Origin of the sequence: Tahibacter amnicola (assembly GCF_025398735.1) — a bacterium.
Taxonomy (GTDB): domain Bacteria; phylum Pseudomonadota; class Gammaproteobacteria; order Xanthomonadales; family Rhodanobacteraceae; genus Tahibacter; species Tahibacter amnicola.
The window spans coordinates 6,427,778-6,442,044 of the sequence record NZ_CP104694.1 but is presented as its reverse complement, the minus strand read 5'-3'; the positions used below and the strand labels follow the sequence as shown (position 1 = coordinate 6,442,044).

11 protein-coding genes are annotated in these 14,267 nt (G+C 65.9%); 5 read left to right on the top strand and 6 right to left on the bottom strand.

Going from position 1 to position 14,267, the window contains the following annotated elements:
* The first annotated feature begins 39 nt into the window (after positions 1 to 39).
* Positions 40 to 348, top strand: coding sequence for a hypothetical protein (locus N4264_RS25575; protein ID WP_261695027.1), 309 nt, complete (start codon positions 40 to 42; stop codon positions 346 to 348).
* Between the two features lie 121 nt (positions 349 to 469).
* Here the strand turns inward: N4264_RS25575 and N4264_RS25960 are convergent, their stop codons facing one another.
* Positions 470 to 643, bottom strand: coding sequence for a SymE family type I addiction module toxin (locus tag N4264_RS25960; protein WP_425508301.1), 174 nt, complete (start codon positions 641 to 643; stop codon positions 470 to 472).
* 198 nt (positions 644 to 841) lie between these two features.
* On the bottom strand, positions 842 to 1,327 hold the full coding sequence (locus N4264_RS25570; RefSeq protein ID WP_425508300.1) for an integrase core domain-containing protein: 486 nt from the start codon (positions 1,325 to 1,327) through the stop codon (positions 842 to 844).
* Positions 1,328 to 1,828: 501 nt separating this feature from the next.
* Between N4264_RS25570 and N4264_RS25565 the strand changes: the two genes are divergently transcribed.
* Together N4264_RS25565 and N4264_RS25560 are read left to right on the top strand one after the other, a co-directional pair.
* Positions 1,829 to 2,872 (top strand): ADP-ribosylglycohydrolase family protein, encoded by a 1,044-nt coding sequence (locus N4264_RS25565; RefSeq protein WP_261695025.1) that lies wholly within the window; start codon positions 1,829 to 1,831, stop codon positions 2,870 to 2,872.
* A gap of 268 nt (positions 2,873 to 3,140) precedes the next feature.
* Positions 3,141 to 4,619 carry a tyrosinase family protein gene (locus N4264_RS25560; RefSeq protein ID WP_261695024.1) on the top strand — a complete coding sequence of 493 codons (1,479 nt, stop codon included), beginning with the start codon at positions 3,141 to 3,143 and terminating at the stop codon, positions 4,617 to 4,619.
* An 80-nt stretch (positions 4,620 to 4,699) separates the two neighbouring features.
* Here N4264_RS25560 and N4264_RS25555 read toward each other — a convergent pair whose 3' ends face one another.
* On the bottom strand, positions 4,700 to 7,543 hold the full coding sequence (locus N4264_RS25555) for a PKD domain-containing protein (RefSeq protein WP_261695023.1): 2,844 nt from the start codon (positions 7,541 to 7,543) through the stop codon (positions 4,700 to 4,702).
* Positions 7,544 to 7,863: 320 nt separating this feature from the next.
* On the bottom strand, positions 7,864 to 9,150 hold the full coding sequence (locus tag N4264_RS25550; RefSeq protein WP_261695022.1) for an MFS transporter: 1,287 nt from the start codon (positions 9,148 to 9,150) through the stop codon (positions 7,864 to 7,866).
* Between the two features lie 300 nt (positions 9,151 to 9,450).
* Here N4264_RS25550 and N4264_RS25545 point away from each other — a divergent pair, with 300 nt between their 5' ends.
* Positions 9,451 to 12,483, top strand: a complete 3,033-nt coding sequence (locus N4264_RS25545) for a GGDEF domain-containing protein (RefSeq protein WP_261695021.1) — start codon at positions 9,451 to 9,453, stop codon at positions 12,481 to 12,483.
* A 9-nt stretch (positions 12,484 to 12,492) separates the two neighbouring features.
* On the opposite strand, the gene N4264_RS25540 is transcribed toward N4264_RS25545, so the two are convergent.
* Together N4264_RS25540 and N4264_RS25535 are read right to left on the bottom strand one after the other, a co-directional pair.
* A complete protein-coding gene (locus tag N4264_RS25540) occupies positions 12,493 to 12,891 on the bottom strand; it encodes a DUF488 domain-containing protein (protein WP_261695020.1) in 399 nt (132 codons plus the stop codon).
* Between the two features lie 73 nt (positions 12,892 to 12,964).
* On the bottom strand, positions 12,965 to 13,267 hold the full coding sequence (locus N4264_RS25535; protein ID WP_261695019.1) for a putative quinol monooxygenase: 303 nt from the start codon (positions 13,265 to 13,267) through the stop codon (positions 12,965 to 12,967).
* Positions 13,268 to 13,459: 192 nt separating this feature from the next.
* On the opposite strand from N4264_RS25535, the gene N4264_RS25530 reads away from it, so the two are divergent.
* Positions 13,460 to 14,215, top strand: a complete 756-nt coding sequence (locus N4264_RS25530; RefSeq protein ID WP_261695018.1) for a hypothetical protein — start codon at positions 13,460 to 13,462, stop codon at positions 14,213 to 14,215.
* Positions 14,216 to 14,267 lie beyond the last annotated feature (52 nt).

Sequence of the window (14,267 nt, the reverse complement as noted above, 5' to 3'; positions counted from 1 at the left end):
CAGGCTTGTCAGTGCGCTCGGGCTTCAGTGGAAGATGGGATGAAGGTTTCCAAGCGCGTATTTGGTGGGATCGTCACTGGTGCAAAAGTGAACGGGTGGGATGTGGAAATTGAAATCTCAGACTACGTGCCATTAAAAGGGGCTTCAGGGGCGCTGAAAAAGCTGAAGACACCTGTCGGTAATGGCTCATGTGGGTTCGTTGTGTCGGTGCCCGCCAAATACGTGTTCTTCACAGATAAAGACGGCTCATTTGACGCCTGCAGTGCAACACGATTGTTCGACGACCCTGAGCTAGGTGCAATTACAAATAAAGTGGTAAATGTGTGGGCGGGTATCGACGAGGAGTAAGCGTGAATCCGGGGCAACCATGAATCAGCCAATTCATAGGGGTATGCGGGAGCTTTGCTGACTAATCCCCTTTGCCTGTCTCACCGAAGCCCAGCGATTGCTGGGCTTCGCCGTTCTGGGGTCACGCGCGTGTCATGATGAGCCTTCCGCGCGATATCCGAATGTGTACTTTGTCGGTCGGCGCAAAGCCGGCCTCGACGAGCCAGTGCCCGCGCAGGCGGATGGTCGGAACGGTGCGTCCGCTGCGGGATCGATCAGCGTTCTGCAACTGCGGTGTCCCGTCCAAGGTGTCCACCGCCCATCTCCCCGGCGGTGGACCTCTCTTTCTTCTCAATTTCCGGCGAACCGGGCTGTTGGTCTGGCCATTTTCGGTGTTGGGAGATCAGCGCCAGCACGGAATTTCCGTCGAATCGCTCCGACGCCGCAATGCATCTGGCGGATTGGCATGGCTGCCCGTGGACATCACTGTCCGAGGCTGCTCGGGCGCCGATTCTTATGTGCCGGCGAAGTACCACCCCGTCAGTCTTCCGTTCCAGCCGGAGAACCATTCCGGCTCGCCGCGTGCTTTCGATCGTCCACTCCAGGTTTCGGCTGGCGTTCGACCCGCAAGATGTTGATGCGGTCGCACATGGTTGTACCAGCAGCGAAACTCGACAAGTTTCGTCCGAAGATCGTCGCCGTTGCCGATTGCGATGCGGTCCAGATAGCTTTTCAGCGTCCCGAACAACCGCTCGATACGTCCGTTCTGCCAGGGGCAGTGCAGTTCCGTTCGCTGCAAGCGGATGCCGAGACACCGCAGCGCAATGCGCATTGTCCGTGACGTGAAGCAGCGTTCGTTATCGACACGGATGCGTCGCGGCAATCCGAACTGCCGGAACGCGCCGACCAGCTCGCGCAGGATCGTGGCGCTGCGCTTGTCCGCCAGTTCCAGTAGCCGAAGCGCTGCGCGGCTACCGTGGTCGATGACGCCGAGAATCAACCGCTGCCTGCCGGAAAGATCGGCCTTGCCGGTCAGATCCCCCCTTACGTCTGACTACCTGTCGCCCCGATAGAATCGTACTGCCCCGGTGTCCCGTCCAAGGTGTCCACCGCCGATCTCCCCTGCGGTGGATCTCTCCTTCCCTCTCAATTCCTGCCGATTCAGGCCGCTGACCTGCCAGTTTTCAGCGCTCGGTGACCCGCGCCACCGCGAAACTTGCGCCAAACCAGGCCGATTTCGCGGTGTGGCTGACGCGTGCGCACGCTCGCCCCTGGACACCGCTGCCCTGAAGCTACTCTGAGGCGCTGGTTTCTACGTCCCGCCGAAATACCACCCCGCCAAGCGCCCATCCCATCCGCTGAACCATTTCGGTTCGCCGCCTGCTTTCAGTCGCCATCGATCGAACCCGGGCCCGGTCACACGGTCGTAGTGGGCACATCCACGACCGCCTCGGCCGCGGCCCTGCGGGGGCGCGTCTGCGGTCCAGCCGGAAGCCTGGCCATGACACGTACGCACGAAGACATTCTCGCCGGCTGCCTGCTGGGCAGCGCCGTGGGCGACGCTATCGGGCTGCCTTACGAAGGAATGTCGGCGCGGCGCGTGGGCCGACGTCTGCGCGGCCGGCTGCAACAGCGATTTGTCCTCGGGCGGGGCATGGTCAGCGACGATACCGACCACACGGTGTTCGTGGCGCAATCGCTTCTGGTCAGCGGGGGCGAGCTTGTCGCGTTCCAGCGCGCCCTCGCACGTCGCCTGCGTTGGTGGCTGCTCTGCCTGCCGGCGGGTATCGGCTGGGGAACCTTGCGTGGCATCGCCAAGCTGTGGCTGGGCCTGCGCGGCGGCGTCGCATCAGCGGGAAACGCGCCGAGCATGCGTAGCGCGATCATTGGCGCGGCCTATCCGACGCAATGGGAAAGGCGTCGTCAACTGGTACAAGCCGCCACGGTGGTGACCCACACTGACCCACGTGCTCTGGCAGGTGCGACGGCCGTGGCCGAGATCGCGGCGTGGCTGGCGTCGGGCTACTGGACGTCGCGTCCGACGGCCGATGCGCTCGCCGACGTGCTGCAGGGGGCGGGTAGGGATCCGGCCTGGCTGGCGACGGTGGAGGTGCTTCGTGCAGCTTGCCGGACGTCGTCGCCTACATCGGCACTGACTTCCCAATGGGGCCTGGAACGCGGCGTCAGCGGCTATGTCCTGCACAGCGTACCCTTCGCGATTGCCTGCTGGTACGAGCACTGGCAGGACTATCCGGCCATGATCGAAGCTGCGGTGCGTGCCGGTGGCGACACGGACACGGTGGCGGCCATCGCGGGCGCGCTGGGCGGCATCCAGGTCGGCGTCGGGGGCATTCCCGCGCAATGGGTGGCCCGACTGTGCGATTGGCCGCATGGAACAACCCGCCTGCGCGCATTGGCGTCGGATCTGGCGCGCGGCAGTCCTTCGGCCGCGGCGCACTTCTCTCCCTGGTTGCTCCCGCGCGGGGCACTGTTCCTGGCACTGGTTCTGGCTCACGGCCTGCGGCGACTACTGCCGCCCTGGTGAGCGCGTTTGCTCCGCGTCCTGCACGAACTTGCTGTCTCCGCCAGCCAGGAATGTTGCAGTAGTTCTGTGATCGAGCCCTTAGTTTGCGAACTGTCACACCATACGGGCAGAATCCGCGCCCGCCGCGGCCGCGGTACGCCTGTTTTCAGGGAGTTTTGTTTGGCGAATTCACGCGGCATGGTGAATGGATACGTATAGCGTAGCGCGACGCTCGCGGCGGAAGAACGATCAGATGGATCGGAAATCAATAACTTAGGGAGCTTCAACCGTGACTTCGAATTCGCGCCGCAATTTTGTCCGCAGTCTCGCCAGCGTACCGCTGGCACTTTGGGTTTCGCGCTTTGCCAGTGCGGCAGACCCGCTGGTCCGCTACGACTGTCGTAGCACGAAGGGCCAGGAGATGCTCCGTATCTATGCGGATACGGTGCGCAAGATGCAGGCGCTCAGGGAAAATGACCCGCGCGGATGGGTCTGGCAGTGGTACACGCACTTCGCGGGTAACACGCCTAAGGCAAACGAAATCAACCGTATCTTCGGCAGCTCGCCGTCGGCCATGCGTTCGCTCGCTGACGAGATGTGGAACACCTGCCAGTCGCACGCCGGCCAGGATCCGAACCACTTCCTGCCCTGGCACCGCATGTACGTGCTCTACTTCGAGAGCATCATCCGCGAACTCAGCGGCCGTGCGGACTTCACGCTGCCCTACTGGAACTACACCACTGACGGCGGCGCCGCCGGTATCGTGCCGGTGCAGTTCCGCCGTTCCACCGATCCGGTGTGGAACGTGCTGTACCGCTCCGACCGCTCCGCCAACGCCAACGCCGGCCGCGCGATCCAGGGTACCAACACCAGCCAGATGGACGTGACCAACCTGATGCGACTGACGAGCTACAGCAACGTCGGATCCGCCTCGGGCTTCTGCCGCACGATCGACTCGCAGATCCATGGCTTCATCCACGTGCTGGTCGGCAACGCCAACAACATGGGTGCCGTGCCGTTTGCGGCGCGTGATCCGCTGTTCTGGGTGCACCACTGCAATATCGACCGCCTCTGGGCGAGCTGGAACCGCGCCGGCCGCAGCAATCCGACGGCGGCCTGGGGCGAGCGTGAGTTCGTCTTCGCCGATGGCAAGGGCCAGCGCATCACCGGCCGTCTGAAGAATTTCTTCGATACCAATTCGCTAGGCTACGTCTACGAGAACTATGTTTCCGTTCCGGCGGCGCGGGCGGCGGACCTGGCGATGGTGGCCTCCGGCCGTGCCTCGGCATCGGTGCGGGTTGCCCAGGCCGATCACCACGCCTCGCTCAGCAACGGCGCGGCCGAGGTGGAGCTGACGCCACTGGTGACGTCGAAGACGGCCGCCATGGTGGAGGAAACGACGCGCGCCGCCCGCGAAGGCAAGCGTACCTACCTCGTTCTCAAAGACCTGCATACGCGTGCCCAGCCCGAAACGCTGTACAACGTGTACCTGCAGCTGCCCAAGGGCGAAGTGGCCGGCAAGAGCACGGTCAACCTGGTCGGTACCATCCACTTCTTCGATGCGCAGTTCCACGATCACGGCAACGGCCACAAGGCCGACGTCGTGGGCGAGAACTTCCACAGCTTCGATGTGACCGAGCTGCTGGCAAAGCTGGGTCGCGAGAAGGCGCTGGATGGCCGCGCACTGAAGGTGACGATTGCCGCGACTGGCGTGCCGGTGGCAGGCGCTGACCCGATGGTGGGTACGATCGCGCTGGTTCGTCAGTAACCTGAAAGAAGCCGGGCGCCGCAGTGGCGGCGCCCGGTGAACGACGCGGCCTGCTCAAGGCCGTCTCAAGCGGAGTTGCCTCAGTCGAAACCGTTCGCGAAGAGGCGGTCCGGCACGGTGTAGCTGGCGGTGATCGTGAAGCTGGTCAGGTCCGAATAGGCATTGACGATGATCGTGTACTGGCCGCTGGCGGGTGCGGCGATCGTGCAGGTTTCGTCCGCCGTGGCACCGGCCGAGGTGCACAACGTTTCATTGCCGAGCTTGACGTACAGGTCGGCGTCTTCGTTTGCCATGCCCGTCGTGCTGATCACCAGGTTGGCTGCCCCGTTGGGCACGTCCAGGGTGTAGTACAGGTCGTCGCCCTGCAGGCCGTGCTGGTTGCTGAGCGTGACGCCGTTGACCAGCGGGATGGGCGGTGCCGGGAAGCGCAGCACGCGGGCGTAGGAACCGGTCTGTCCGTTGTTGTCGGTCGCGGTCAGGGTCACCGTATAGCGGCCGGGCGCCGGGAACGTATGGGTCGGGTTGGTCTGCGTCGACACGGCGCTGCCGTCGCCGAAGTTCCAGCTGTAGCCGGTGATCGTGCCGTCGCTGTCGATGGACGAGTTCGTGAAGGTGGAATCCAGCCCGGTGTTCGCAAAGCTGAAGTTGGCGGTCGGCGGCAGTGCGGCGTTGCCACCGGCCAGCACCACGCGCCAGGCGCCGCGCGCATAGGTACCGGCGGTCAGCGTGTGCGGGCTGTCGTCGATTTCCAGATCCTGCACGACCACGCCGGCCGGCATGCCTTCGGCAAACGCAACAAAGTTGTCGCCGCCGTCCGTACTTTCATACACGCCGACGTCCGTGGCGACGAAGATGCGGTTGGTGTTGATCGGATCGATCGCCACGCTGTTGGCCGGCACGTTCGGCAGGCCCGCGCCGACCGCTACCCACGTCGTACCGCCCTGGGTGGACCGATACAGCCGCGATGCACCGAAGCCGGCGCGGGTAATGAAGACGCGCTGCGCATTGACCGGATCGATGGCAACGTCAGAGACGCGGCCGCCGGGATAGTCGCCCGTCACGTCGGTGAAGGTGGGCGATGCAACGCCGGCGTCGGGCGAGGCGTAGATCTTGCCGCCGCTGGTGCCCACGAAGGTTGGCATCAGCATGCCGTTGAGCTGTGGTGTCACGACCGCCGCGGCGCTGCCCATGGCCGGCGAGACAGCGGTCCAGCTGGTGCCGGTGGTATCGGCGCGATAGAGGCGATCCGATGCGATGAAGATCTTGTTGCCCGCGATCGCCAGCGGCGTCACCCAGGGGAAGGCGCCCGGCGTCAGGCCCGTCGTCGGCATGCCCGAATAGCTGCCCGGCGAGCCGCCGTCGTTGGAGCGCACGATGTTGGGCAGTTGTCCCTGCGGATAGCTCGTCTGGAAGACGATCGAGGGGTTGGTCGGATCGATCGCATTCATGAAGCCGTCGCCGCTGGCGAAGGTCAGTTCCCACAGCAGGCTGGTGCGCCGGCCGGAAGAGCTGTTGTCCTGGGCGCCGCCGAAGACGATGTTCGGATCGACCGGGTGCACGGCGATATCGTAGAACTGGGTAATGTTGACGTTGGCGTTCATGTTCGCCCACGACACGCCATTGTTGTCCGTGCGCCAGATGCCGCCGTCGCTACCGATCCAGAAGCGGTTGGGATCGTTGCGCGAGAACAGCACGACGTGCGTATCCTGGTGCACTTCCTGGGTGTTGCCCCAGGTGTCGGTCAGCCGCGTCAGCGTGGTGCCGCCGTTGGTCGAGCGCGCCGGGCGGATGGTGCCGACGAGAATCGTGTCGGGCTGGGTCGGATGGACCGCGAGCGTCTGGTTGTAGCTGCACTGGCCTTCGCAGGCCGACGCATTGACCTGGGTCCAGTTCGCGCCGCCATCGCCGGTACGGAACAGGCGGCTGCCGGCCAACGCATAGAGCACATTGCTGTCACTGCCTGCCATCGCCAGGCGCAGGCGCGAGCCGGTCAGAGCGAGACCATTGCTGACGCTGGTCCAGGTGGCACCGCCGTCGGTTGACTTGGACACGCCCGTGCCATTGAGGCCGGCGTAGACCGTCGAGGTGCCCGGGACGAAGATCATGTCCTCGACATTGTTCGAAAGGACGCGCGTCCAGGTGAGGCCGCGGTCGGTCGAGCGGAACACACCGGCGCCCGACAGCGCACCAGCGGCGCTGCACGAACCGGCGCCGCCGGCCAGGATCACGTTGCTGTCGGTCGGGCTGACCACGACGGAATTGACGATCGACAGCGGCATCGCAGTCGGTTCGGTGCCGTTCCTGGCCGTCCAGGTCGCGCCGCCGTCTTCGGAAAGAAACACGCCCTGTCCGAAATAGCCGGCGCAGCCACCGCCGTTCTTGTCGCCGGTGCCGACCCAGATGCGATTGGGGTTGGCCGGCTCGATGAAGATCGAGCCGATGGGTTGCGTGCCGACGCTGTCGAAGATGGGTGTCCACGAGATGCCGTTGTTGGTCGTCTTCCAGACGCCGCCGGCGGCACTGCCGATATAGAGCGTGCTGTCGTCGGTCGGGTGCGGCGCGACCACATTCAGGCGTCCGGCCACGCGGCCCATGGTCCAGTCGACCATGTCCATCGACGAGGGGCCCAGCTCGGCCCAGGTTTCGCCGCTGCCGCGACGGAACGGCGCGAGCGCGCGTTGCTGGTCGACCAGCTCCTTGCTGGCGGCCGCGCGCAACTTGCCCGCGTTGGGGACATTGCGCAGGCTGCGGGTTTCTTCGAACCAGCGCTGGCGCTGCTCGATCTGCCAGCTTTCTTCGCGTTCGTTTTCTTCCTCTTCCTGTTCGTCCGGACGGGCCGAAGCAGTAAGAGCCGTACAGGTACCCAGAACCAGTAAAGCAGACGCAAGCGCGGTGCGCTGCCATTTCAGCGAGGATGACGCCATGGGGTGTATCTCCGAGGAATGCGGGGATCAACAGGCTGTCGCGAATACCGCCTACGCCCCTACGTGCCCGGCGTGGTGTAGCGGAACGGTCGCCTGTCTATCCTAGGTCTTTCGGCGGAGTCCATGGAAGCTCCAGGGAGGAGCGAATTCTGGAGAAGTGGTCTAGTTGCGGCGACGATCGGCCACCGTATGCGGTGTAGTCGTGAAAAATGGTCGCGCGTCACCATTCGCAAGCGTTTGGATGCTCGGTCTTGCGTAGCAGCGTGATGGAGCTGGTCCGGCTTGGAATGCTCCACCGTATGGATGAGCGACGTACCGAGTCAGGGTGCCGTGGCGGCAGCCAGCTCCTCGGGGCGCCGCTCCAGTCCCAGCAGTGCGAGCAGGGTGATCGTCGCCGCACCCGCCAGATAGTAGCCGACCCAGGCCAGACCATGGTGCTGGGCCAGCCACGTCGCAATGTAGGGCGCCAGCGACGCACCGAGGATCCCGGCGAGATTGAAGGCGAGCGAAGCACCGGTATAGCGGACGGCAGTGGGGAAGAGGTCGGCCAGGGCGGTGCCGATCGGGCCATAGGTCAGACCCATCGCGAAAAAGCCGAGGCATAGCATGACCTGGGCGCCGACCGGGCCGCCGCCGAGCAGCGGTGCGAAGGTGAGACCGAACAGGAGTATGGCCACCGACGCGCCGATGATGACCTGGCGCGGACCGTGGCGATCCGCCAGCCGCGCCGAAAGCGGAATGCCCAGGCCGAAGAACAGCACGCCCCCCATCTGCATCAGCAGGAACTGCGAGCGCGGATAGGCCAGCGCCGACGTCGCCCAGCTGAGCGCGAATACGGTCATCAGGTAGAAAAGGACGAACGTGGCCATCGCCGCGAACGTGCCCAGGATCAGCCGGCGCGTGTGGTGGCGCAGGACCGTGGCCACCGGCAGCCGCACGCGTTCATTGTTGGCGACGGCACGGGCGAACGCCGGTGTTTCGGTCAGGCGCAGACGCACGTACAGGCCCACCCAGACCAGCAATGCGCTCAGCAGGAATGGCACGCGCCAGCCCCAGGCGAAGAACGCCTGGTCATCCAGCGCCGCGGCCAGTATCAGAAAAATGCCGGTCGATGCGATGAACCCGATCGGCGCGCCCAATTGGGGAAACATGCCGTACCAGCTGCGCTTGCCCGGCGGCGCGTTCTCGGTTGCCAGCAGGACCGCGCCGCCCCATTCGCCACCCAACCCCAGGCCCTGGCCGAGCCGGCAGACTGCCAGCAGCAGCGGCGCTGCGATGCCGATGCTGGCGTAGGTGGGCAGCAGCCCGATCGCGACGGTCGACAGTCCCATGGTCAGGAGCGCCGCCACCAGGGTGGCCTTGCGGCCGATCCGGTCGCCGAAATGGCCGAATACGGCCGATCCGACCGGGCGTGCGAAGAAGGCCAGCGCGAACGTCGCGAGTGACTGGAGGGTCGCGGCTGCGTCATTGCCGCTGGGAAAGAACAGCGTGGGAAAGACCAGCACCGCGGCGGTTGCATAGATATAAAAATCGAAGAATTCGATCGTGGTACCGATGAGGCTGGCGAACAGGACGCGACGCGTGGACGCGGTGGTGGTGGCGGACATGCGTGGATTCCCGGCCAGGCAGGTAAGGGCGATACGGATCGGTCGCAGCGTACCTGGATCTGGTCGGTTTCTCGATGTCGCGTCCGGGCGCAGCGGCGGCGGCTTCGGCCAAATCGGCCACGACGCCGACGGCATCCGTCGGCCGCACTGTTCACGATTGATTGCGTCGCGGGCGTGGCCAATCCCGCTGCGGCGCCTTCCGCCGCCCTGTCGAAAGGCTCAGACTAGCCGCCAGCAGGCGGCGGCGCCACCGTGCGTCGCCCAGGGGAAGGTGCGCACGTGCAGGCACTATGCAGGCCCATGATCCGGTTTGCAGCGAGGGTCCTCCTCGGGCTTGTGTGCGGCCTGGCGCTGGCAGCGCCCACACCGGAAGACTGGCGGGACGATCCGGAGCAGGGCCGGCCACTGATCCGCACGCACCTGCCCTCGGCGTTCAATTCGCCGACAACCCCCGTCGGGCCGCAGGCGTTTGCCATCCAGCCGCTGCGTGACGGTGCCATTGCCGTGGCGAACAACAACGGCCTGCTGCGCCTGGACGGCGTCAGCTGGCGCACCTGGAATCCGCTCGACGGCGCCGTGCTGGCGCTGACGGTGGCGCGCGATGGCCGCGCCTACGTGGGTGGCATCGGCGACATGGGCTATTTCGATCATTTCGGCGGACCGCTGGTGTCGCTACGCCCGCACGTGGCGCGCCTGGGCCAGACGCTGGGCGACGTATGGGTCGCCGTGGAAGCCGGCGATGGCATCTACTTCGCCGATCTGCAGCGCGTATACCGTTGGCACGACGATACGCTGAGCCTGGTATATGGCGGCGGGCAGGAGATCCTGCGCGGCGCCGCGTACCGCAATGGTGCCGTGGTGCTCGACCCGGGCGCCGGATTGATCGCTGTTTCCGCGGAAGGGGCTTATCGCCTGGCCGGAAGCGAGCGCCTGATGGGTGCGTTGACCTGCGCGGTCGTCGCCCAGGTCGACGGGGTGATCGTCGCCTGCGACAACGGCGAGCTGCTGCGCTGGGACGACGCGGGCACGCTGCACCCGTTGCCGATCAGTGCCGACGCCGCCGCCGTCCTGCGTGAGGGCGGTGTATCGGCGATGGCCAATTTCGGCGAGAAGGGACTGATCGTCGGTACGCGCCGGCGCGGCCTGGTGCTGTTCGATCGGGACGGCACCGCGCGCGGTCGCACCGGCGAGAGCGAGTGGCGCGATACGCGGATATTCAGCCTGCTGCCACGTGGAAAGGACGGCCTGTGGGTGGGTTTCGACTACGGCATCTCGCTGATGGAATGGCCGGGTCAGGTGTCGCGTTTCGACCGCAGCCTCGGGTTGCCGCCGGCGGTGCTCGACAGTGTGCGGCTGGGCGATGTCCTGTTTGCGGCAACCAGTGCGGGAATCTTCCGGCTCGACCGGAAAGGTGACAAGGACGCGTTTGCCACCTTTTCACTATTCCAGCTCAACCGCTCGACCTTGTTCGATCTGTCGCGTCTGGGCGACCGGCTGCTGGCCGCCACGCGTGACGGAACCTACCTGGTATCCGTTGCCGGTGCGGAAAAAGTGGACAAGCGCCTGGCCTATGCCGCCGTGCCGCTGGCCGGCGAGCCGGCGCGCGCCATTGCCGGTGGGGTGGACGGCGCCTGGCTGATCGAGAGCACCGCCGGTGGGTGGTCCGTGAAAGACCTCCCCGGCGTGCGCGGCGAAGTGCGCCGCGTGGTCGAGGACGAAGACGGCACGGTCTGGATCGGCGGGCACTACCCGGGCCTGTACCGGCTGCGGCCACCGGCTGGCCAGCGCCTGACCGCCCAGACGCTGGCGGGAACGGTCCTGACGCGCTACGACGACAGCGCCGGCCTGCCCGAGGGGCGCGGGTTGCCCCTGGTATTTCCCGATGCAATCGCATTCGGTACGAGCCGCGGGGTGTATCGCTTCGACGCCGCGCGCGGCCGCTTCGACATCGACGGCGCCCTGCGCGATGTGCTGCCGGTGTCGGCGGGTGAAGTCCGCCTGGTCGCCTCTACCGGCTACAACCAGATCCTGGTCGCCCAGCACGACCAGATCCGTCTGCTCGAACTGCAGCCGAACGGACGATGGGCCGAGCGCATGACGCCGCTGGCGCGCATTCCGCGCGGGATGCCGCTGAGGGACATTCGCGTGGACCCCGACGGCGTGGTCTGGGTCGCGACCAACGAGGCGTTGTTTCGCCACCGGCCGGCTGTGCAGAGCAGCCTGCCGGAGCTGCCGCCGCCGCGGATCCTGATCGAGGACGCCGGCGCCGTCGCCATGCTCGCGCCGGGCGACACGCGCGAGCTGGGAACCGCGCCGCGCAGCCTGTCGCTGCGCCTGGAGGAAGCGTTCTTCAGTGGTGTTGAACAATTGCGGTTCCGCACACGGCTGGCGCCACTGGAATCGCGATGGAGCGCCTGGTCGGACTCGCCGCGCCAGACGTGGTCGCACCTGCCCGGTGGAAACTACGTGCTGGATGTGGAGGTGCAGGACATCTTTGGCCGTACCGTTTCGGCGAAGAATGTCGGCATTGCCGTCCAGTCGCCCTGGTACCTGCGCTGGTGGGCCTGGGCGGGCTATGCGGCCGGCCTGGTCGGTATGTTCATGGTGGTCGTGCGACTTCGCGTGCGTGGCATGCGGCGCCGTGCGCGCTATCTCGAACGCATGGTGCGCGAACGCACCGTGGCGCTGGAGGAGGCGAGCGTCACCGACCAGCTGACCGGATTACGCAATCGTCGCTATGTGGATACCGCGCTGGCACTGCTCCTGCCGCGCGCCTCGCACGGACTCATCGTCGCCCTGGTGGATATCGATCATTTCAAGCGGATCAACGACGGGTTCGGCCATGCGGCCGGCGACCAGGTCCTGTGTGCCGTGGCCAGCCGCCTGCGTGAATCGGTGGCGCAGCCCTGTGCGCTGTTTCGCTGGGGCGGCGAGGAATTTCTCCTGCTCGCACAGGCGGATCCGGATGCGCGGGCCTGTGCCCAGCTGATCGGTGACGTGCTCTGTCGCGTGGCGGGTGATCCGGTGTTGCTGGGGGATGGTCGCGGGTTGCTGGTGACCTGTTCGATCGGCTGGGATCGGATGGGGTCGAAGGCTTCGGAGCTGGATGTGGCCTTGCGGCGCGCCGACACGCACCTGTACATGGCCAAGGGGCGCGGGCGCGATCGCGCCGTCGGCAGTGCGGATGCGGGAATGGATCCGGTCGACACGCTGCTGCGAGGTACTACCTCGCGCATCGTGCTCACGCATATCGGCGACCAGACGGTCGAAGTGCGACGCGCCGTGGTGGCGCGCGAGACGGATGCACCGGCAGAAGCGCGGCGTCCCAAGTAGCCGGGATGATCACGCTTCCAGCGGTACGATCGTGGCGCCGTGTTGCGCGAGCAGTTCCCGCAGCAGGCTGCGATGGCAGTGCGACTCCTCTTCGCAATAGCAGCCGATGGAAAAATGGGTTGTATGGGAAAATGCGGCGAGTACCGACAGCCACTGCTGCGCCTCGGGCTGCTTCATTTCGCGGCGGAACTGGCGTGCAAACCGGTTCCAGCCTGCCGCATCGGTGGCTGCCCGCCCTTCGCTCACCAGCGCGGGCGAAGGTGACAGCGCTGGCAGCCACACGTCATAGAAGTCGCGCCGTGCGAACTCGCTGCGCGGCACGCCGCGGGGCGGGCGCCGAACGGTGCCCAGGCGCAGGTTTTCGCCGGGTGCGCGGGGGCTTCCCAGCTGGACAATTCGGATGGCCATTGCCGTCTCCGGTACGTCGGTCGTGAGCATAGAGGCCTGGCCGCGGCGGCGGCCAGGCCCGCTGTGTCGCGTATCAGGCGGCGTTCTTCAGACCCAGCACCGTGATCGGCTCGATGCTCGGCGGCACCGCGAACAGGTCCGGCGCCTTGGCCATGAGCGCCTGCGCGATCGGGCCATTGAGGTGGGCCTGGCGACCCTTCTCGTCATAGAAGGCGTCGAAGACACCAAACGTCGTGGGCGAAAGGCGCAGGGCGAACCAGATCGGCGTGCTGTTCTCCTGCCGGGCCAGTTCCAGGCCGGTGTTGAGGAATTGTTCGACCTCGGCTTCCTTGCCGGGCTTGGCTTCGAGGCGGGCGAATAGTGCGAGTTGAATCATGACTTGTCTCCGGTTGGGGCGATGCGGGAAACCGCGCGGAGAAGTGTCGTCGCCGGCATCGTCGCGAGATATTGGCGATGTGGACGTATTTGGTAGCGATCCTGCCAACCGGCAGCGGGCCATGCCTCTTGACGCCGGGCCCGGCAGGCCGCAAAAGCTGTCCAGTCAGTTCACCGGGGAGGTATTGCATTCATGGCGGACGTTCGGCCAGTCATTGCGGCGATTCCGACGATGCTCAGCCACGCCGGCGGTGCCCTGTTTTCCGTGGTGCGTCACGTCGTCGTACGCTGCGTGTTCTGGGGCCTGGTCGGGGCGGGCACGGCGCTGCTGGCGTGGCTCGTATCGCTGCTGATCGGTGCGCTGGTCCTGGAGTCGGGCGTCCGGCCTCTACTGTCCGGCGGCTGGCTGCTGGTTCCGTTTGTCCTGATGGCGGTCGCCGGGGTGGCCTTTGCCGTCCATGGTTTTGCCCGCGGCCTGGCCCGGGCGGCGCTGGATCTCGAACAGCGGGTCGGCGTGGTGAACCGCGTCGTCGACGCCATTGCCGGCCTGTTGGAAAGCCGCATCGGTGGGCGCCTGACGGACCTGCCCCTGGCGCGCTGGGAGTCGAACCTGAAAGATGTCTCGCGCCAGTACCTTGCCACTGATGCATCCGCCCGGGGGCTTTCCGCCTGGGTGTGGCGACGGGTCGAACGACGCGTCGTCAGCATGATCGATACCGGCCTGCTGTCCGCCTACCGGGCCGAGGTGTCGGCAACGGGCGGCGGCGGGGTCGAGATCGGCAAGGTCGCCGGCCGCGTCAAGGAGGAATTGTCGGGTGCCCTGGGCGAACGCCTGATGGCACCGCTGAATTTCCAGCGATTGCTGCTCTTCGCCGCTACCTTCCTGGTTGGAATTGGCTGGTTCGGCCTGGTCCGCCTGGTGGCCTGGGCGATGCGCGCGGCGCAGTAATGATCCCTTCCTGGCGTTCCTGATCTTCTCCCCATTCTGTTTGAGGAATCCC

What these genes read in the sequence shown, in the direction of transcription:
- N4264_RS25575 (WP_261695027.1), top strand. Translation starts at nt 40, where the DNA reads ATGAAGGTTTCCAAGCGCGTATTTGGTGGGATCGTCACTGGTGCAAAA.
- N4264_RS25565 (WP_261695025.1), top strand. Translation starts at nt 1,829, where the DNA reads ATGACACGTACGCACGAAGACATTCTCGCCGGCTGCCTGCTGGGCAGC.
- N4264_RS25555 (WP_261695023.1), bottom strand. Translation starts at nt 7,543, where the DNA reads ATGGCGTCATCCTCGCTGAAATGGCAGCGCACCGCGCTTGCGTCTGCT.
- N4264_RS25550 (WP_261695022.1), bottom strand. Translation starts at nt 9,150, where the DNA reads ATGTCCGCCACCACCACCGCGTCCACGCGTCGCGTCCTGTTCGCCAGC.
- N4264_RS25545 (WP_261695021.1), top strand. Translation starts at nt 9,451, where the DNA reads ATGATCCGGTTTGCAGCGAGGGTCCTCCTCGGGCTTGTGTGCGGCCTG.
- N4264_RS25540 (WP_261695020.1), bottom strand. Translation starts at nt 12,891, where the DNA reads ATGGCCATCCGAATTGTCCAGCTGGGAAGCCCCCGCGCACCCGGCGAA.
- N4264_RS25535 (WP_261695019.1), bottom strand. Translation starts at nt 13,267, where the DNA reads ATGATTCAACTCGCACTATTCGCCCGCCTCGAAGCCAAGCCCGGCAAG.
- N4264_RS25530 (WP_261695018.1), top strand. Translation starts at nt 13,460, where the DNA reads ATGGCGGACGTTCGGCCAGTCATTGCGGCGATTCCGACGATGCTCAGC.